At 69.0% G+C, this 18,746-nt stretch carries 16 protein-coding genes; 14 read left to right on the top strand and 2 right to left on the bottom strand.

Going from position 1 to position 18,746, the window contains the following annotated elements:
* Nucleotides 1-718: 718 nt before the first annotated feature.
* Nucleotides 719-1,186 (bottom strand): NUDIX domain-containing protein, encoded by a 468-nt coding sequence (locus tag AMYHA_RS19005; RefSeq protein WP_034273168.1) that lies wholly within the window; start codon nt 1,184-1,186, stop codon nt 719-721.
* Between the two features lie 460 nt (nt 1,187-1,646).
* Between AMYHA_RS19005 and AMYHA_RS27170 the strand changes: the two genes are divergently transcribed.
* Nucleotides 1,647-1,835 carry a hypothetical protein gene (locus AMYHA_RS27170; RefSeq protein WP_157362250.1) on the top strand — a complete coding sequence of 63 codons (189 nt, stop codon included), beginning with the start codon at nt 1,647-1,649 and terminating at the stop codon, nt 1,833-1,835.
* A 100-nt stretch (nt 1,836-1,935) separates the two neighbouring features.
* Here the strand turns inward: AMYHA_RS27170 and AMYHA_RS19000 are convergent, their stop codons facing one another.
* On the bottom strand, nt 1,936-2,577 hold the full coding sequence (locus tag AMYHA_RS19000) for a GNAT family N-acetyltransferase (RefSeq protein WP_084037369.1): 642 nt from the start codon (nt 2,575-2,577) through the stop codon (nt 1,936-1,938).
* 99 nt (nt 2,578-2,676) lie between these two features.
* Between AMYHA_RS19000 and AMYHA_RS18995 the strand changes: the two genes are divergently transcribed.
* The 13 genes from AMYHA_RS18995 to AMYHA_RS18930 all read left to right on the top strand — a co-directional run bounded on the left by AMYHA_RS18995 (nt 2,677) and on the right by AMYHA_RS18930 (nt 18,704).
* The gene (locus AMYHA_RS18995; protein ID WP_034273165.1) at nt 2,677-4,170 is read left to right on the top strand and encodes a flavin-containing monooxygenase; all 1,494 of its coding nucleotides are present in this window, start codon (nt 2,677-2,679) and stop codon (nt 4,168-4,170) included.
* Nucleotides 4,171-4,292: 122 nt separating this feature from the next.
* Nucleotides 4,293-5,999, top strand: a complete 1,707-nt coding sequence (locus AMYHA_RS18985; RefSeq protein WP_051400089.1) for a DUF4407 domain-containing protein — start codon at nt 4,293-4,295, stop codon at nt 5,997-5,999.
* A 560-nt stretch (nt 6,000-6,559) separates the two neighbouring features.
* Nucleotides 6,560-8,179: a sugar transferase gene (locus tag AMYHA_RS18980; protein ID WP_084037367.1), complete on the top strand. Its 1,620-nt coding sequence runs from the start codon at nt 6,560-6,562 to the stop codon at nt 8,177-8,179.
* A complete protein-coding gene (locus tag AMYHA_RS18975) occupies nt 8,179-9,414 on the top strand; it encodes a class I SAM-dependent methyltransferase (RefSeq protein WP_034273154.1) in 1,236 nt (411 codons plus the stop codon). The genes AMYHA_RS18980 and AMYHA_RS18975 overlap by 1 nt, the downstream gene beginning before the upstream one ends.
* Nucleotides 9,411-10,286: a sugar phosphate nucleotidyltransferase gene (locus tag AMYHA_RS18970; protein ID WP_051400088.1), complete on the top strand. Its 876-nt coding sequence runs from the start codon at nt 9,411-9,413 to the stop codon at nt 10,284-10,286. Before AMYHA_RS18975 ends, AMYHA_RS18970 begins: the two co-directional genes overlap by 4 nt.
* A complete protein-coding gene (locus tag AMYHA_RS18965) occupies nt 10,283-10,942 on the top strand; it encodes a PIG-L deacetylase family protein (RefSeq protein ID WP_034277944.1) in 660 nt (219 codons plus the stop codon). The genes AMYHA_RS18970 and AMYHA_RS18965 overlap by 4 nt, the downstream gene beginning before the upstream one ends.
* Nucleotides 10,943-10,946: 4 nt before the next feature.
* Nucleotides 10,947-11,978: an NAD-dependent epimerase/dehydratase family protein gene (locus AMYHA_RS18960; protein WP_034273152.1), complete on the top strand. Its 1,032-nt coding sequence runs from the start codon at nt 10,947-10,949 to the stop codon at nt 11,976-11,978.
* Nucleotides 11,979-12,055: 77 nt separating this feature from the next.
* Nucleotides 12,056-13,321: a DUF4910 domain-containing protein gene (locus tag AMYHA_RS18955; RefSeq protein ID WP_034277942.1), complete on the top strand. Its 1,266-nt coding sequence runs from the start codon at nt 12,056-12,058 to the stop codon at nt 13,319-13,321.
* Between the two features lie 5 nt (nt 13,322-13,326).
* Entirely contained in the window at nt 13,327-14,637 is a 1,311-nt protein-coding gene (locus AMYHA_RS18950; protein ID WP_231104817.1) for an MATE family efflux transporter, read from the top strand.
* Nucleotides 14,634-15,572, top strand: coding sequence for a glycosyltransferase family 2 protein (locus AMYHA_RS18945; protein WP_034273149.1), 939 nt, complete (start codon nt 14,634-14,636; stop codon nt 15,570-15,572). Before AMYHA_RS18950 ends, AMYHA_RS18945 begins: the two co-directional genes overlap by 4 nt.
* Entirely contained in the window at nt 15,569-16,834 is a 1,266-nt protein-coding gene (locus AMYHA_RS18940; protein ID WP_051400087.1) for a polysaccharide pyruvyl transferase family protein, read from the top strand. Before AMYHA_RS18945 ends, AMYHA_RS18940 begins: the two co-directional genes overlap by 4 nt.
* The gene (locus AMYHA_RS18935) at nt 16,834-17,382 is read left to right on the top strand and encodes a dTDP-4-dehydrorhamnose 3,5-epimerase family protein (RefSeq protein ID WP_034273148.1); all 549 of its coding nucleotides are present in this window, start codon (nt 16,834-16,836) and stop codon (nt 17,380-17,382) included. The genes AMYHA_RS18940 and AMYHA_RS18935 overlap by 1 nt, the downstream gene beginning before the upstream one ends.
* Nucleotides 17,379-18,704 (top strand): glutamate-1-semialdehyde 2,1-aminomutase, encoded by a 1,326-nt coding sequence (locus AMYHA_RS18930; RefSeq protein ID WP_034273145.1) that lies wholly within the window; start codon nt 17,379-17,381, stop codon nt 18,702-18,704. Before AMYHA_RS18935 ends, AMYHA_RS18930 begins: the two co-directional genes overlap by 4 nt.
* The last annotated feature ends 42 nt before the right edge of the window (nt 18,705-18,746 follow it).

Below are 18,746 nucleotides of genomic sequence, written 5' to 3'. Positions count from 1 at the left end.
TGACAGCGTCACGGTCGGCCGCTGCCGCATCACGGTCGGCGCAACGCGCCGCTGAACAAAGGTACACCGGAGCGTGTGAGGAATTGGGCGGGACGGTCGTCAAGAAAGATGTTCCTATTGGCGAGTGGGCGGAAGGGCCGAACTCCTGGGGATGCGCAATCGAATACCCTCAATGCGAGCCATTTCCGCACAAAGCATCGTGTAAGGGCGAACCCGGTTCCACTAAAGGTACCTTCTACATACCGTTGGATGCTGACGGGGGTTTTCTGGCTAGTGATCTACTGGATCGTGAGTGGTGTGCTCAGATGCGACGGGACGGGTACGGAGACTGGTGGCATGAAGACACACGGGTATGCGCGATAGCACCGTGGTGATGAGTAGAACGATCACATGTCGAAGTCTTTGACGCTATGGCGACCGTCGAGTTCGAGATAATGTAGGTCAGCCCCTTGCACGAACGTGACGGCGGACCCGGGTGTCCGAGACGCTTCACCTCTCGGGCGGGTTTGAAAAGACTCAACACGGTTACGCAGACCGGTATCACCGGTAGGACGATGCGGCTGGAGTTGATCAGGGACCCGCGCGGTGTTGCGAGAGTATGTCTGTTTTGCCGGCTGTCGCGAACAACGCCGCGCGGTATCTGCTCTGACGTTCCGGTACATGGGCAGCCCGCGCGGACAGCGGCCGCTATGACTCCAAGACCTCGCGGAACAGCGGCCTACGATTCCAGGTACTCCCGAAGCCGCTCCAGCAGTTCCCGCTGGCCCGCGAGGATCTTCTCCGTCGCCTCGTCGAGTCCGAACCACGTCACTCGGTCGACCTCGGGGAACTCCCGCATCCGCCCGGACCCGCGTGGCCACTCCATCTCGAACGTGCCTGGCTCGATGGCATCCGGATCGACGTCGCCTGCCACCGCCCACGCGGTGACCACCTTGCCGCCGGACTGCGTGACGTCGCCGAGCGCGATCAGCTCACCGGATGGCGGCTCGAGGCCCAGCTCTTCCTGGAATTCACGGAACGCCGCCGCACGCGGCTCCTCGGTGTCGTCGTACTCACCCTTCGGGATCGACCATGCCCCGGCGTCCCGCCGAGCCCAGAACGGCCCGCCCATATGGCCGAGCAGTACCTCAACCGCTCCCGCGCGCCTGCGGTAGACGAGGAGCCCCGCGCTTCGTTTGCCTGCCACGGTCCGCAGTCTGCCGCACGATGGTGCTCGCACGCCGCGAGCCTCGACACGCCTGACGTCCCGCTGTGCTGTGGTCCGGCGTGCAGGCGCGCCAGGAGTTGATCACGCCTACTCGCGATGCTGTTCGAGAATAACGACGAAGCGGACAAACTCGCGCAACAGTGCGAGTACGTGTGATCAACAACGGACGTCATCACCGGTTTCCGGACGACGTCAAGCCGCAGCACCAGGTAATTCGTGCTTTCTGTACGTGATGTGCCAGTCGGGTTCGCATCCATCCCGGGCGAAAAAATCGCGCGGGCAGGTGATGCCGCGACAACCTCATGTCGATCACTTTCCGTAATCGCTGGCATTCGGGTAGTCATCGGCCTCCTGCCGTGTGGTGGCGTCGCCAGCATCTCGCCATCACGGCCATGCGGCCCTGACCATGGGGTTTCACCGCGAACCAGGAGGTAGCGAGATGCGCCAGACAACACGACTGGCAGGGCTGACGGCAACCATGGCCGCAGGGGCGTTAGTGCTGGCGCCAGCGGCTCATGCGGCACCGAGCTCGGACATCACCGTGGGTGATCCAGGGATCGTCATCGACCTGTTCGACGGCGACGACTTGTTGATCACCATCGGTAGCCTCGTCATCAGTATCGGGTAGGCGCGCTCGCCCCGCGCGCCGTGCGATCGCCGAGGCGGCAGCCGGGACGCGGCGCCACGAGGGCCTTGTCAGGTGTGCTCTGGGAGCGAACCCACACCCGTCAGGTCCTCCGCGTCCCCCTCGGCGATGACGTGAAGGGCGTCTTCGCATCACCTGCGATGCGAAGACGCCCTTCACTGTGTCCGCCAGCCGCATCCCGCCACTCGTCAGCCAGCAGCGCGTACACGTCCTCGTCGGTCCACTCACCCTTGACGAACTCGTTCCGCATGAAGCGTGCTTCGTGGCGCATCCCGAGTTTGCGCAGCACGGCGGCCGATGCGTCGTTCCGCGCGTCCAGTCTGCCGACGATCCGATGCAGCCCGAGTGTGTCGAAGCCGAGTCGCAGCATCTCCCGCGTGCCTTCGGTGGCATAGCCCTTGCCCTGGTGGTCGGGGTGGATGACGTAGCCGACCTCGCCGCCGCGGTGTTCCCGGCTTTGCAGCACGAGCATGAACTCGCCGACGAAACCGCCAGACGTCTTGTCGGTGCCCGCCAGCGCCAGCCGGTCACCGTCAGCCTCGAACCGCAAGCCCCGGTTGCGTTCCAGCGCCTGCCGGGATGCCTGCTCATCGCGTGGTTCGTGCATCAGGTAGCGGGTGACGTCGGGGCGAGCTTGCATGTCCGCGAACGCGGGCGCGTCGTCATGGGTGAAGGGGCGCAACAGGAGTCGGTCGGTGCTGATGCGGAGGTGGTCTGGAGTCACGCGGCAACCGTACTGAGGCGGGAGCCGTGACACCGCATAGTTACTTCAGATACCATCGGTATCCGAGATGATGTAGACGAAGGATGCGAGGCAGTCGCGATGGCGGACGACGTGCACGAGGTGGTGATCGTCGGGGCGGGGTTCGCCGGGATCTGCGCGGCGATCCGGCTCAAGGACGCTGGCATCGAGGACTTCGTCCTGCTGGAGCGTGCCGACGACGTCGGCGGCACCTGGCGGGACAACCGCTACCCGGGGGTCGCGGTGGACATCCCGTCGGTGACGTACCAGTTCTCGTTCGAGCAGAAGAGCGACTGGCGGTGGGTGTTCGCGCGCGGCGCCGAGGTCAAGGACTACGTCGACGACGTCGTGAACCGCTACGGCATCCGCGACCACGTGCGCTTCCGCGCGGAAGTCATCGACGCCGAGTTCGACGAGGACGCCCACCGCTGGCGCGTCACCACCGCCGATGGCCGCACCCGCAGCGCGCGGTTCCTCATCTCGGCGCACGGGGTGTTCTCGCAGGCCAAGTATCCCGACATCGAGGGTGTCAAGAACTTCGCCGGGAAAACCATCCACACGCTGCACTGGGACCACGACCATGACCTCACCGGTGAGCGCGTCGCCGTCATCGGTACCGGTGCGACCTCGGTGCAGCTCGTTCCGGAGATCGCCAAGCAGGTCGAACGTCTCGACGTGTACCAGCGCACCCCGATCTGGGTGGTGCCCCGGCCGGACGTGCGGGTGCCACCGGCCGTGCGGCGGCTGTTCGGCGCGCTGCCGCCCGCCCGCTGGGCCGCCCGCGCCGCGGTGAGTGCCGGTATCGAGATCGCGATGCTCGCCGGCGTCACCAACCACACGCGGCTGCCGTTCCTGGTGAAAGGCATCCGGCGGCTCGCGGAGCGCCACCTGGAGCGCCAGGTGCCCGATCCGGAGCTGCGACGTCGGCTGCGTCCACAGTACGAGTTCGGCTGCAAGCGCCCCGCGTTGTCCAACGACTACTGGCGCAGCTTCACCCGGGACAACGTCGACCTGGTGACCGAGAAGATCCAGCGGGTGCTGCCACACGGCATCGAGACCGTGGACGGCCAGGTTCGTGAGATCGACACCCTGATCCTGGCGACCGGGTTCAAGTTCCTCGAATACGACTCCGTGCCCGGCTACCCGCTTCGCGGCGAGGGCGGCGTCGATCTGCGGGACTGGTGGGTGGACAACCGCTACCAGGCCTACGAGGGCATCAGCGTCACCGGCTTCCCGAACCTGTTCCTGATTCCGGCGCCGCACTTCGCGACGAGCTGGTCCTGGCTGGTCATGGTGGAGTCGCAAACCCGGCACGCGCAGCGCGTCATCAGCCACGCCCGCCGCAGCGGCGCCACCTACGCCGGGGTGCGCCCCGACGCGCAACGGCGCTTCTACCGGGAGATGGACACCGGGCACGAGAAGACGTTGTTCCTCAACCCGTCCTGCGCCGGGTCGAATACCTACTACCTGGACCGCGACGGCAGGCCGTCCATCGTGCGGCCGCAGTCGAGCGTCACCGCCCGGTGGCGGGCCAACCGCTTCCCGCTGGACGACTACGAGCTACGCGCTGGCTGACATTCCGGTACGAATCACCCGGTGAAGCCGGTTACAAAAGCCTGGTCGATGCCCAGGTGAGCGGCCCATGATGGCTCGGTTCCCGCCGCCTTGTGCCTGGCCGCCCCCGCGAAGGAGAAGCCGTGTCTTCCGTTGCTTCCGCAGAGACGTCCGAGCCGATCACCCGAGCGGGCAAGGTGCTGGTGTGGTTCGGCGGCGGTCACTGGCGCGACCTCGCCGACCACGACGAACGCGCCACCTACCAGCTCGCGGGCTTCCTTGTGCTGCTCAACGGGTTGATGGCGTGGGGCGTGGCCACGGCGGCCGTGATCAGTGTCAGTGCCGTGAGTCCGCTGCTAGCGGCAGTGTTCACGCTGCCGCTGGGTCTGCTGGTCGGCGCGTTCGGCAGGGTGCTGGCGAGCAGGCTGACCCGCACCAGACGGTTCGGACCGGGCGACGTCGCGGGCGGGCTCGTCGCGGTGCTGATCGGGCTCGTCGTGGGGGAACTGGCCGCGCTGGCGCTGTTCGCCGGTCCGATCGACCGGGCGCTGAACGACAAGGTCGACCAGGCCCGCGCCGATGTCGCGACCAGCGAACTCGCGCAGCGGCTGGAGCGGCTCCAGCAGGACCGTCAGCAACTCGACGCTGACGTCAACGCCGCCATCGCGCAGCGCAACAGCGCGCGGGCGGTGGCGCGGTGCGAGGTCGACCCTGGTCCCGGCTGCCCGACCGACCAGATCACCGGCGATCCCGGCTACGCCGAGGAAGCCAGGGACGCCGAGTCCGCGCTCGCCGCGGCGGAACGCGACCTGGCGCGGGCACGTGCCGAGCGGAGCCAGGACGCGCCAGGGCTCGACCGCGACATCGCCGCGCTACGGGAGCAGCTGGCCGCCGACCGGGAACGCGCCGTCGCGCTGGCCCGCGCGGACTCCGGCATCGACGCGCGGTGGCAGGCGATGCACACCTACACGACGTCGAACCCGGTCGCGCTCGTGTTGCGGCTCGGCGTGCTGGCGTTCTTCGTGGCGCTGAACCTAGTGCCGTTGCTGCTGCGGCTCTGGCGTGGCCAGACTGAGCAAGATCGTAGGATCCTCGCGCGCCGGGAGCGGTTGCGTGCCGAGGAGGAGGCCGACACCGCGCTCGCGATCGCGCGGGCGGAGGCGCGCACCGAGGCGGTCGCGGCCCACGCCGCGCTGCCACCGGCGGAGCGGGCGGTGGCGCTCGCTGCCCTCGCGGAGCGCCCCGAAATGCAGCGGCCGATGCTGACCGCGACCGCCAGCCGCCAGGGGGAGTGGGCCACCCCGATGGCGCTGGAGTCCGGGAGTCCTGATGCCAGCGGGGTCACGGCATCCGGCACCCCGGGCGGGACCGCGGAAACCGCGGGGCCTACGGGTACCGCGCTCGAACCCCGATCGTCCGGTTCGGGAGAGGTGGCGCACCGCGCGCCGGGTCCGCTTGACAACCTGCCAGGGCCATTGCCAGGTATAGCGCGGGCTGTCACCGGATTCATCCCCGAGCGCATCACCCAATTCCCGGCGCAGGTGGTGACCAACCCGGTCAAGACAGCCCGCACACTGCTGGAGGACGTCGAGGAGCTGACGGTGACGTTCACCAGGAAGCGCAGCGTCACCGTGCATGAGGAGGAGTCCGGCGGTTCCGGTGCGGATTCCGCGACGGCGGGCAGCGACCGGCCGCGCGTCCAGCATGTCACCGCCAGCCGCGTCATCGACGCCACAGACGACCCCGCCCGCGAGGAGCTGTCCGGACGTTCGGACACCGCCCTCGGCTCCGGCTTATCGACACGGGCCGTCGAGCAGGGCCAGCGCCGGGAACTGCCCAGCGGCGAGTGAGGTGAGAGGGGAGAACCTCCCCTGAGGCCGAGTGCTGGCAACCGAGGGTGCGTATTGGGTTCCGCCCAGTGCGTCCAGTGTCCATCGGTCGACGCGGCCAGGGGTGCCGGTTTCGTTGTAGCGCAGCGCGAGGCCCCCGAACATGACTAGCCAGCGAGGCAAGAACGCCGAGTGGCCAGCGCATCATGGGCGGCACCGCGGGCCGCTGTGGTCGCGCGGCCATTGTGCTCGTCACCGACCAGACTCCCGTCCTCGGTCGCCTGGCTTGCAGGTCGGATGAGCAGCTCGTGCCGTTTCACTAAGTACGAACTATGGACGTGTTTACGCCATGTGGGTGCGGCGCGGCGTCGGTTAACGGTATTTCCTCGTGATCTGGCCCGTAACTCTTCTGGGTGGCGAGGCGAATGAAGGGTCAGTAGCTCCCAAAAGGTACAGAAAGCCCGAAATGTGGGGTCGGGCCGCGGCCTGGCGGGCGACTACTCACCGACTCGGTTGCGAGGCCAGCTGGCACCGCTTCGTGGGAAAGCTATCGAGACAGGACGGTTAGGGGGCCGGAAGTAGTGACTGAGGATGTTGAGTACCGGCTCGCGAGCACGGCTCCGTGTGCCCCGGTACCGTCCCAGCATCGGCCGCGCCGTCGTCAAGGCGGAAGGCGCCGTGGCCATCGGTCGCTGAGCACCCCGGACACCCGCTGGGAACCCCGCTACCGGCAAGCCGTGATCGGCTCCGACCTGTTCGCGACGACGCTCGTCGTGGTCGTCGTCGGCGCCGTGATGAGTATGCGGCACCCGGCGTGGACGACGTTCTCGCTGGTGACGCTGGAAGTGTTGACCGTACTGGCAGTGGCGGTGGCGCTCGGACTGAGCCGGGTGTGGCATCCCGTAGTGCTTGGCCAGGGGCCGGACGAGTTCAGCAGGCTCGGCAAGGGGCTGTTCGCCTCCGTCGTCACGCTCAACCTCTCGCTGCTCGCCGTCGGCACCCCGGCCGGCGCGCGGCTGTGGGTGTTCGTCGTCGTGCCCTGCATCGCGTTGCTGGTGTTCCCGCAGCGCTACCTGTTGCGGCAAGTGCTGCACCGGCAGCGACACAAGGGCAGGTGCCTGCTGCCGGTGCTCGCCGCGGGCGATCCCGCCGCGATCCGCGATCTCATTGCCCGCACCCGGGTCGCTACCCACATCGGCTGGCGGGTCGACGCGGTGTGCACCGAGACCGGGACAGCGGCGGCCGCGAATGGCGCCGGCACGAATGGGCACGGCACCGCGGTCACCGCGAACGGCACGAACGGGCATGGCACCGCGACGCCCGCGACCGCATACGCGACCGAACTCGACGGCGTGCCCATCATCGGCACGTTCCGCGACGTCGCGGAGCAGGTGCGGCGCGGCGGGTACCGCATCGTCGCGATCACCCCGGACGCCTACTGGACCCCTGACCGGCTCCGCAGGCTCGCCTGGGACCTCGAAGGCACCGGCACCGAGATGGTCATCGACCCCGGCCTGATGCAAGTCGCCGGACCTCGGCTGCACGTCAGCGGGGTGCTCGGGATGCCGGTGTTGCGGGTGAGCGAACCGACGTTCACCGGATTCCGTCGCGTGATCAAGGAACTGGTCGACCGGGGCTGCGCCGCGCTACTGCTGATGCTGCTCGCGCCGTTGTTCCTGGTCGTCTCGGCGCTGATCGCGATCGAGAGTAGAGGCCCGGTGTTCTACCAGCAGCGCCGCGTCGGCAAGGACGGCACCGAGTTCACCATCGTCAAGTTCCGCACCATGCACTGCGACGCTGATCAGCGGCTCGCCGAGCTCGTCGAGAGTAACGAGGGGGCAGGCCCGCTGTTCAAACTGCGCGCCGACCCCCGTATCACCCGCGTCGGCGCGGTCTTGCGTCGCTACTCGCTGGACGAGTTGCCACAGCTGCTGAACGTGCTCGCCGGATCGATGTCGCTGGTCGGGCCGCGCCCGCCGTTGCCGAGTGAGTGCGCGGAGTACGCCCCGCACGTGCGTCGTCGCCTGCTGGTCAAGCCAGGCATGACCGGGCTGTGGCAGGTCAGCGGGCGCAGCGACCTGTCGTGGGAGGAGTCGGTGCAGCTCGACCTGCGTTACGTCGAGGACTGGTCGCTCGCCCTCGACGCGGTGATCTTGTGGAAGACGATTCGGGCCGTCGTGAGCGGACAGGGAGCGTACTGATGCGGTTGTGCCGGTTGTGTGGTTCGGACTCGCTGGCCAGCGTGCTCGATCTCGGGGCGACACCGCCCTGCGAGCGGGTGCTGACCGAGGCGATGCTCGACGAGCCGGAGCCCACCTATCCGCTGCACCTACGGGTGTGTCAATCCTGCCTGCTCGCCCAGATCCCCGCGCTGATCACGCCGGAGGACACATTTCGCGAGTACGCGTACTACTCGTCGTATTCGACGTCGTGGGTCGACCACGCCCGCCGCTTCGTGCACGACGCCGCCGACCGGCTCGGCCTCGGCGACGACTCCTTCGTGGTCGAGGCCGCCAGCAACGACGGCTACCTGCTGCGGCACTGCGTCGAGCGCGGCATCCGCTGCCTTGGCGTCGAGCCGTCGGTCAACGTCGGCGAAGCCGCGCGCGAGGCGGGCGTGCCGACGCTGACCGGGTTCCTCGATCCCGACCTCGGCTCGTCGGTGCGCGCCGGGCACGGCGCCGCTGACCTGGTCGTCGCCAACAACGTCTACGCGCACGTGCCCGACATCGTCGGGTTCACCGAGGGGCTGCGGCGACTGGTCGCCGATGACGGCTGGGTGTCGATCGAGGTGCACCACCTGCTCGCGCTGATCGAGCACAACCAGTTCGACACCATCTACCACGAGCACTTCCAGTACTACACCGTCGCATCCGCGCAGCGGGCGCTCGCCTCCGGTGGGCTCAGGCTGGTCGACGTCGAACTGTTGCCGACGCACGGCGGGTCGCTGCGGCTGTGGGCTCGGCCCGCTGAGGTGGCCGACGGGCCGAGCGAACGGATGCGGGACGTCCTCGCCCGCGAGAAGGCGGCAGGGCTGCACGAGATGTCCGGCTACATCGGCTTCGGGCAGCGGGTCGACGAACTGCGGCGCGACCTGTTGCTGTTCCTGCTCACGGCGGCGCGGCGCGGCCAGACCGTCGTCGGCTACGGCGCGCCGGGCAAGGGCAACACGCTGCTCAACTACTGCGGCATCCGGCCGGACCTGCTCGCTTACACCGTCGATCGCAACCCGTACAAGCACGGCACCTACACACCGGGCATGCGGATCCCGATTCTGCCGCCGGAGCGCATCGCCGCCGATAAGCCTGACTTCGTGCTCGTCCTGCCGTGGAACCTGCGTGAGGAGATCACCGCGCAACTGTCCTACGTGGGCGAATGGGACGGCAGGCTCGTTTTCCCTATTCCCAGCGTCGAGATCGTCGAGGTGACGTCATGAAAGTCGTCCTCTTCTGTGGTGGTTACGGCACCAGGATGCGCACCGGGGTGCCCGGCGACGTCCCCAAGCCGATGCAGCTGGTGGGGCCGAGACCACTGATCTGGCACGTGATGCGCTACTACGCCCACTTCGGACACACCGACTTCGTGCTGTGCCTCGGCTACGGCTCGCATCACATCAAGGACTTCTTCCTGAACTACGAGGAGACGACGTCGAACGACTTCGTGCTCCGCGACGGTGCCGTCCAACTGCTGTCCACCGACATCTCCGACTGGTCGATCTCGTTCGTGCAGACCGGGATCGATTCGCCGATCGGGGAGCGGCTGCGGCGCGTGCGAGAGCACCTGGACGGCGACGAGATGTTCCTCGCCAACTACGCCGACGTGCTCACCGACGCGCCGCTGCCCGAGATCATCGACCGGTTCGTGGCCTCCGACGCGGGCGCGTCGATGATGGTGGTGCCGCCGCCGGGCACGTTCCACTGCATCGACATCGACCACGGGGGCAGGGTCGAGGCGATCTCCCCGGTCAGCGAGATGCCGCTGTGGGTCAACGGCGGCTACTTCGTGCTGCGGCAGGAGGTCTTCGACCACATTCCGGAGAACGGCGACCTCGTCGGTGACGGCTGCGTCGAGCTGGCCAAGCGCGGTCGGCTACTGGCGTATCCCCATCGCGGCTACTGGCGGCCGACCGACACCGTGAAAGAGCGGATCGCCCTCGACGAGGCGTACTCGCACGGCGACCGGCCATGGGCGCTGTGGGAACGCGACGCCGGGCGAGCCAACGGTACGAACGGCAACGGCGACACCGGTGGCAACGGCACAGCGCCCGACAGTGCGGCGCATGCCTCGACCCTGGCGTGGCGCGCATGATCCGGCTGCGTACTGGGAGCATCGAACGCATCGCCGCGGTCGGTGCCCACTGTGACGACATCGCCATCGGCGCTGGCGGCAGCCTGTACACCGCCTGTCTCGCCAACCCCGGCGTGCGGGTGGACGCCCTCGTGCTCACCGGTGGCGGGACCGACCGTGAGACCGAGGAGCACACCGCCCTCACCGCGTTCTGCCCCGGCGCGGACATCGACGTGACCGTGCTCAAACTGCCGGACGGGCGCACCCCGGCGCACTGGGACGAGGCCAAGTCGGCGGTGCGCGAACTGCGGCAACGCGCGGATGCCGACGCAGACGCCGACGTCGTTTTCGCCCCGCATCTCGACGACGCGCACCAGGACCACCGGCTGCTGGCCGAGCTGGTGTCACAGACGTTTCGCGATCACCTCGTGCTTGGCTACGAGATCGTCAAGTCCGACGGCGACCTCGGCAGGCCGGCCGTGTACCGGCCGCTGCGGGACGACGTGATGCGCCGCAAGGTCGAACTGCTGCATGAGTACTACCCGTCCCAGCGGCACCGCCCCTGGTTCGACCGGGAAGCCTTCGTCGGGCTGGCGCGCATCCGAGGCATCGAATGCGGGGCACGCTACGCCGAGGCATTCCACACCACCACCGTGACCCTAGACCTGGAGGGCTGAGCCGATGCGCGTGCTGCTGACCGGACACCAAGGCTATCTCGGCACCGTCATGGCGCCGATCCTTGCCGAAGCGGGCCACGACGTGACCGGGCTCGACTCGGGACTGTTCGCCTCCTGCGTGCTCGGCGATGAGCCGGACGACCCGCCCGGCATCCCGGTTGACCTGCGCGAGATCACGCTGTCCCACCTATCCGGCTACGACGCGGTGATCCACCTCGCCGCGCTGTCCAACGACCCGCTCGGTTCGCTCGCCCCGGAGCTGACGTACGACATCAACCACCGCGCCAGCGTCCGGCTCGCCCGGTTGGCCCGCGACGCCGGGGTGCGCCGGTTCCTGTACGCCTCCACCTGTTCGGTGTACGGCGCGTCCGGCGGCGACGACCTGCTCGACGAGGATGCCCCGCTGCGTCCCGTTACCCCGTACGCCGTGTCGAAGGTGCGCGTCGAGGACGACCTGCACACACTGGCCGACACCGACTTCTCGCCGGTGTTCCTGCGCAACGCCACCGCCTTCGGGTTCTCGCCCCGGCTGCGCACCGACATCGTGCTCAACAACCTCGTCGCGCACGCGCTGCTGTCCGGGGTGGTGCTCGTGCTCTCCGACGGGACCCCGTGGCGACCACTGGTGCACGCCGCCGACATCGCGTCCGCCTTCGCCGCCGCGCTGGTCGCGCCGCGCGAGCAGGTGCACGACATGGCGTTCAACGTCGGCACCGAGGCCAACAACCTCACCGTGGCCGATATCGCGAATGAGGTCGTCGCCGCCGTGCCGGACGCCGAGCTGCGCATCACCGGTGAGACCGGCGCCGACCCGCGCTCCTACCGTGTCGACTTCTCCCGGATGCGTGCCGCGACCGGGTTCACCGCGCTCTGGACCGTCGCGGATGGTGCGGTCGAACTCGCCGACGCCTACCGCCGCTTCGGCCTCACCACCCCGGATTTCGAACGCCGCTTCACCCGGCTCGCGTGGCTGTCCGACCGCACGGCGGCGGGCGACATCGACGCCCGGCTGCGGCCGGCGAAAGTGGTGGCGTGATGACGGCGGTGCCTGGGGCCACGATCGCCAGGAGCGGTGCGCCGAGCGCCGCCGTGGACACCGACACCGCCGCCGCGATGCACGCCCTCGTCCGGCGGCTCTACCCGCTGTGCCGCAGCATCACCGGCGACGGGGTCCGCGAGACGCTGCGGATCATCGGTGAGGACTTGTCGCTCGACGTCACCGAGGTCCCGACGGGCGCCCAGGTCTTCGACTGGACCGTGCCGCAGGAGTGGACGATCCGCGACGCCTACATCGCCGACGCCACCGGCAGGCGCGTGGTCGACTTCGCCGCGTCGAATCTGCACGTCGTCGGCTACAGCGAACCGGTGTCGGCCAGGATGCCGCTCGCGGAACTGCGGCCACACCTGCACACGCTGCCGGAACACCCCGAGTGGATCCCGTATCGCACCAGCTACTACCAGCGCGACTGGGGCTTCTGCCTCAGCCAGCGCACCCTCGACGCGCTGGAGCAGCACGGCGACGACGCCACCTATGACGTCCACATCGACTCCGACCTCGCCGACGGCCACCTCACCTACGCCGAGCACGTCGTGCCCGGCCAGGTCAGTGACGAGGTGATCATCTCCTGCCACATCTGCCACCCGTCGCTGGCCAACGACAACCTGGCTGGCATCGCCGTCGCCAGCCAGCTCGCGAGGCACCTGGCGCGCGAAACGCCGCGCTACACCTACCGGTTCCTGTTCGTGCCTGGCACGATCGGCTCGATCACCTGGCTGGCACGCAACCAGCACCGCGTCGACCGCATCGCCCACGGGCTCGTGCTGGCCTGCGCGGGAGACAGGGGCCAGCTAACCTACAAACGCAGCAGGCGCGGCAACGCCGGAATCGACAGGGCAGCCGAGCACGTGCTGTCCACATCGCAGCGTCCGCATCGCGTTGTCGACTTCTCGCCCTACGGCTACGACGAACGCCAGTACTGCTCGCCCGGCTTCAACCTCGGCGTCGGCTGCCTCACCAGGACGCCGTACGCCGCCTACCCGGAGTACCACACCTCGGCCGACAACCCGGACTTCGTCACCGCCGAGGCCATGGCCGACACCCTCGCGGCCTGCCGCGAGACCCTCGCGGTGCTCGATCGCGACCGCCGCTACGTCAACCTCAACCCGCACTGCGAGCCGCAGCTCGGCAAACGCGGCCTCTACGACGCGCTCGGCGGTCGCAGCGACGCCAAGCAGGCCCAGCTCGCGATGCTGTGGGTGCTTAACTACTCCGACGGCGGCCACTCGCTGCTCGACATCGCTGAGCGCGCCCAACTGCCGTTCGACGCCATCACCGCGGCGGCCGACGCGCTGCTCGCCGCCGAGCTGGTCACGGAGTGAACACCGTGCGCGCCGCGTTCCACTCGCAAGCCCTCCGCGCCATGGCGGGGCGGCTGAGCTGGGGGCTTGCCGACCAGGCCGTGTCGAGCATGACCAACTTCGCGGTGAGCATCGTCGTCGCGCGCACCCTCGGCGCTGTCGAGTTCGGCATCTTCACCCTCGCCTGGGTCACCTACGGCGTCGTCCTCAACATCTCGCGCGGGCTGGCCACCGACCCGCTCACGGTGCGCTTCAGCGGGGTGCCGCGCGCGGACTGGCGACAGGCCGTGCCGCGTTCCTGCGGGACAGCGATAGGCGTCGGCGCGACCGCTGGTGTCCTCAGCATCGCGGCGGGTACGGCCATTGGCGGTTCGCTCGGTTCGGCGTTCATCGCCCTCGGGCTGATCCTGCCCGCGCTGCTGTGGCAGGACAGCTGGCGGTTCGCGTTCTTCGCCGCGGGGGAGGGGCGCCGCGCGTTCACCAACGACATGGTGTGGGCGGGCGCCCTGATCCCCGCGCTCATGCTCGCCGCGAGCACCGGCAGTGTGTTCGGGTTCCTGCTCGCGTGGGGCGGCGCCGCCGCCGTGGCCGCCATGTTCGGCTGGGCACAGACCGGGCTGATGCCGCACGCGGGCGGCGTGGGTCCGTGGCTGCGGCAGCAGCGCGACCTCGGCCCGCGGTATCTGGTGGAGAACGTCAGCATCAGCGGCGCGGTGCAGGTCAGGATGTATGGCCTCGGCGCCATCGCCGGGCTCGCGGACGTCGGCGCGGTGCGCGGCGCTGACCTGCTGCTCGGCCCGTTCATCGCGGTGACCATGGGGCTCGCGCTTGTCGCGGTGCCCGAGGCGTCCCGCGTGCTGCGCAGCCATCCGCGACGGCTGCGGCTGTTCTGCCTCGGCCTTGGCGGACTGCAGGTCGGCGGCGCACTGATGTGGGGGCTCGGACTGCTGGTGCTGCTGCCGAACGAACTCGGACTCGGCTTGCTCGGCGAGGTCTGGCCTGCCGCGTCGGTGCTGCTGATCCCCGCCACGCTCGCCGTCGCCGGCGTCGGCCTGTCCAACGGCGCGACGGCGGGGCTGCGGGCACTCGGCGCGGCGCGCAGGAGTCTCCGTTGTCAGCTCGCCGCCGCGGCTGGACTGATCACCGGCGGGTTGCTCGGCGCGGCCATCGCGGACGCGTCTGGGTCCGCATGGGGCGTCGCCATCGCGGCCTGGTGCGCGGCGATCTTCTGGTGGACCCAACTTCATGCCGGACTGCGCGATCACTCGCGCCGCACCATGGCGCCCGGAGGTTCCCCGGTGGCAACCACCATCGGCAATGAGGGAGTGAACACATGACAACCACGCCACGGTTGAGCGTCGGGCTGCCCGTCTACAACGGGGAGAACTATCTGGCAGAAGCGCTCGACGACCTGCTCGGCCAGACGTACACCGACTTCGAGCTGATCATTTCGGACAACGCGTCCACCGACAGCACGGAACGGATCTGTCGCTCCTACGCGGCCGCCGACCCGCGCGTGCTCTACATCCGCCAGCCCCGCAACATCGGCGCAATTCCCAACCACAACTTCCTGATCGGCCAGGCTCGCGGCGAGTTGTTCAAGTGGGCAGCGCACGACGACCGGTTCGGTGACACGCTGCTGGAACGCTGTATCGCCGCGCTCGACGCGAACCCGGACGCGGTCCTCTGTCACGCCCACATGGCCGTCATCGACGCCGACGGCGCGCTGTCGCACGAGTACGACTACGCCATCGCCACCGACTCGCCGTCAGCACCGACCCGGTTCCGCAGCCTGCTGGTCACCGATGGCGGGGACGACTTCTACGGCGTCGTGCGCCTCGACGTGCTGCGCCGCACGCCTCGGATGGACAGCTTCCACAACGGCGGCAGGGTGTTCGTCGCCGGGCTCGCGCTGCACGGCCGGTTCGTGCAGGTGCCAGAGGTGCTGTACTTCCGCCGCGACCACCCCGGCCGGGGCGATCGGTTGCCAAGCATCACGGCGATCTGCCGCAACCTCGACCCGCGACGGGCCAGCCACAGCACCGCGCGGCTGGTGGCCGAGTACGTCGGCGGTTACGTCAGCGTGATCCACAAGGCACCGCTGTCCACACGGGACCGCGTCGCCTGCTACCGCGCCATCCTCGGCTGGTTCCTCGGCCGTGGGCTGCGCGCCCCGGTACGGCGGCTGACGTTCGCTCGCTCACTGCCCGCCTTCGGCACGACCAGTGTCGACACCTCGGCCTCAGCGCGGGACGGGAGAGAACACAGGTGACCAGGCGGCGCTGGGGAAACGGTGCCGGGCACCGCACGAGTCACAGAGCCACCCACGTCGGCTTCTTCGGCATCCTCGGCTCCGGCAACATCGGCAACGACGGGTCCCTGGAGTCCGTGACCAACTACCTCGCCAAACGCCACCCCGAGGCGCGGATCGGGTTCTTCTGCATGGGCCCCGACCGGCTCGCCCGCCGCTACGACGCCCCCGCCCAGTCGTTGCAGTGGTACGAGGCGCACGCGAATACCGCCACCGGAGTGCGGGCGGTGCTGCTCAAGATCACCGGTAAACTGCTCGACCCACTGCGGACGCTGGCCTGGGTGCGCGACAAGGACGCCGTGATCGTGCCCGGCATGGGTGTGCTTGAGTCGACGCAGCCGCTGCGGCCGTGGGCGATGCCGTATTCGCTGCTAGCGCTCGGGGTGGCCAGCAAGCTCACCGGCACCAAGGTCGCGCTGGTCAGCGTCGGCGCCAACGTCATCAGCAAGCCGCTGACCCGCTGGCTGGTCGTTCAGGCCGCGCGGCTCGCCGACTACCGCTCGTACCGCGACGATGCGTCCCGTGACGCGATGCGCCAGATGGGCCTCGACGTCGGCGGTGACCACGTTTATCCGGACTTGGCGTTCGCGCTGCCGGTGCCCGAGGTGCCCGATGCGGACGATCACGCCGTCGGCGTCGGTGTGATGGGCTACTACGGCAGTAACGACGACCGTGCCCGCGCTGACGAGATCCACCGCGACTACGTCGCCACCATGACCGGATTCGTGTACTGGCTGCTGGACCAGGGCAGACCGGTGCGCATCCTCTCCGGCGACAACGCCGACACCGACGTCGTCGACGAGATCCTCGCCGCCGCGCGCGCCCACCGTCCCGACCTCGACCAGTCACGGCTGGTCGTGGAACCACTGACCAGCCTGCACGACCTGCTGCGCCAGCTCGCCACCGTCGAGGCCGTAGTCGCCACCCGCTACCACAACGTCGTGTGCGCGCTGATGCTGGCGAAACCCACGGTCTCGGTTGGCTACGCCACCAAGATCGACATCGTGATGGCCGAGTCCGGCCTCGCCGCGTACTGCCATTCCGCACGGCAGCCCGACCTGGACCGGCTCATCGCGCAGTTCACCGACCTGGAACGGCGCGCGCCCGAGCTGCGGGAGGCCATGACCGAGCGCAGTGCGGCGGCGCGCCGTGGTGTCGAGCGGCAGTTCGCCGAGCTGTCCGCCGAGCTGTTCACCAACCATTCGTCCGCCGAGGGGGCATGATGAAAGCGATCCCGATCCCTGCCATCGCAGGGGCCTACCGATTCGAACCGCAACCACACCGCGACGAGCGAGGCACCTTCAGTCGCACCTTCGATGCCGACGTCGTCCGCTCCGTCGGCATCGACCCGACCGCGTTCGTGCAGGACAGTGTGTCGCGATCGCGCAGGGGCGTGGTGCGCGGGCTGCACCTGCGCCGTGAGCCTGGGGAGGCGAAGCTGGTGCGCTGCTCATACGGCGCGGTGTTCGACGTCATCGTCGATCTTCGGCCGGACTCGCCAACCTACCGCGCGGTGGAGACCATCGAGCTCACCGACGAGACACAGGTGACGATCTACATCCCGGCGGGTTGCGCGCACGGCTTCCAGGCGCTGACCGAGCCCGCCGACGTCGCCTACCGCATCGACCAGACGCACGATCCGGCAGCCGATGTCGCCATCGCGCATGACGACCCTGCTCTCGGCATCGCGTGGCCGCTGCCGGTCACGGCGCTGTCGGAGCGGGACCGCCATGCGCGGTCGACATCGGAGGTGACTGGACGGCTGAAATGATCGCTGCGGACGGCGGACTGCCGTTATCCACCGAGCTGAACCGCAGGCTGCACGAGCTGATCCCCGGCGGCGCCCACACTTACGCCAAGGGCGACGACCAGTACCCGGACGGACTCGCACCGGTCATCACACACGGCCACGGCGGGTACGTGTGGGACGTCGACGGCAATCGCTACACCGAGTACGGCGCGGGGATGCGGTCGGTCAGCCTGGGGCACGCGCATCCCGCCGTGCTCGCCGCGGTACGCCGTGAGCTGGACCGCGGAACCGGCTTCGTGCGGCCCAGCATCATCGAGGCCGAGGCGGCGGAGCTGTTCCTGGCCACCGTGCCGACGGCGGAGATGGTCAAGTTCGCCAAGAACGGCTCCGACGTCACCACGGCCGCGGTACGGCTCGCCAGGGCCGCGACCGGCAGACCGCTGGTGGCGTACTGCGGCGATCAGCCGTTCTTCTCCACTGACGACTGGTTCATCGGCACCACGCAGATGAGCGCGGGAGTGCCAGAACCGATCGCGACGCTGTCGGTTCCGTTCCCGTACGGCGACCTCGCCGCCACCGAGGAGGTACTGCGCTGCCACGAGGGCCAGGTCGCCTGCTTGGTGCTGGAACCGGCGACGCTGACCGAACCGCCGGAGGGGTATCTCGCCGGGCTGCGTGCTCTCGCGCACCGCCACGGCTGTGTGTTGATCTTCGACGAGATGATCACCGGCTTCCGCTGGTCGGAGGCAGGTGCGCAGGGGCTGTACGGTGTCACGCCCGACCTGTCGACGTTCGGCAAGGCGCTGGGCAACGGCTTCGGCGTGTCCGCGCTCGCTGGGCGCAGGGAGCTGATGGAGCTGGGCGGGCTGCGCTCCGGGCGGGAGCGGACGTTCCTGCTGTCCACGACACACGGCGCGGAGACACACGCGCTCGCCGCGGCGATGGCGGTGCTGCGCACCTACCGCGCCGAAGGTGTCACGGCGCGGCTGCACGCGCTGGGGGAGCGGCTCGCCGCCGGGGTGACCGAGGCGGCTGCCGCGATGGGCGTCGCCGACCACGTGTTCGTGCGGGGCAGGTCGAGCAACCTGGTGTTCGCCACCCTCGACGAGCGGGGGAGGCCGTCGCAGGAATACCGCACGCTGTTCCTGCGGCAACTCGTCCTCGGCGGGGTGCTCGGATCGTCCTTTGTGGTCAGCAGCGCGCTGACCGAGGACGACATCGACCGCACCGTCGACGTCGTGGGGCGGGCCTGCGCGGTGTACCGCAAGGCGCTGGACGTCGCCGACCCGGTGCCCTGGATGGGCGGCCGATCGGTGGTGCCGGTGCTGCGGCGGTACAACTGACGGTGCGAGTCAGGTGAGCCGGGCGCGGTTGTGCCCGGCTCA

Source organism: Haloechinothrix halophila YIM 93223 (assembly GCF_000504245.1).
Taxonomy (GTDB): Bacteria; Actinomycetota; Actinomycetes; order Mycobacteriales; family Pseudonocardiaceae; genus Haloechinothrix_A; species Haloechinothrix_A halophila.
The sequence above is the reverse complement of the archived record's forward strand: the minus strand, read 5'-3'. Positions and strand labels throughout refer to the sequence as shown.

What these genes read in the sequence shown, in the direction of transcription:
- AMYHA_RS18970 (WP_051400088.1), top strand. Translation starts at nt 9,411, where the DNA reads ATGAAAGTCGTCCTCTTCTGTGGTGGTTACGGCACCAGGATGCGCACC.
- AMYHA_RS18955 (WP_034277942.1), top strand. Translation starts at nt 12,056, where the DNA reads ATGCACGCCCTCGTCCGGCGGCTCTACCCGCTGTGCCGCAGCATCACC.
- AMYHA_RS18935 (WP_034273148.1), top strand. Translation starts at nt 16,834, where the DNA reads ATGAAAGCGATCCCGATCCCTGCCATCGCAGGGGCCTACCGATTCGAA.
- AMYHA_RS18930 (WP_034273145.1), top strand. Translation starts at nt 17,379, where the DNA reads ATGATCGCTGCGGACGGCGGACTGCCGTTATCCACCGAGCTGAACCGC.
- AMYHA_RS18975 (WP_034273154.1), top strand. Translation starts at nt 8,179, where the DNA reads ATGCGGTTGTGCCGGTTGTGTGGTTCGGACTCGCTGGCCAGCGTGCTC.
- AMYHA_RS27170 (WP_157362250.1), top strand. Translation starts at nt 1,647, where the DNA reads ATGCGCCAGACAACACGACTGGCAGGGCTGACGGCAACCATGGCCGCA.
- AMYHA_RS18960 (WP_034273152.1), top strand. Translation starts at nt 10,947, where the DNA reads ATGCGCGTGCTGCTGACCGGACACCAAGGCTATCTCGGCACCGTCATG.
- AMYHA_RS18995 (WP_034273165.1), top strand. Translation starts at nt 2,677, where the DNA reads ATGGCGGACGACGTGCACGAGGTGGTGATCGTCGGGGCGGGGTTCGCC.
- AMYHA_RS18965 (WP_034277944.1), top strand. Translation starts at nt 10,283, where the DNA reads ATGATCCGGCTGCGTACTGGGAGCATCGAACGCATCGCCGCGGTCGGT.
- AMYHA_RS18945 (WP_034273149.1), top strand. Translation starts at nt 14,634, where the DNA reads ATGACAACCACGCCACGGTTGAGCGTCGGGCTGCCCGTCTACAACGGG.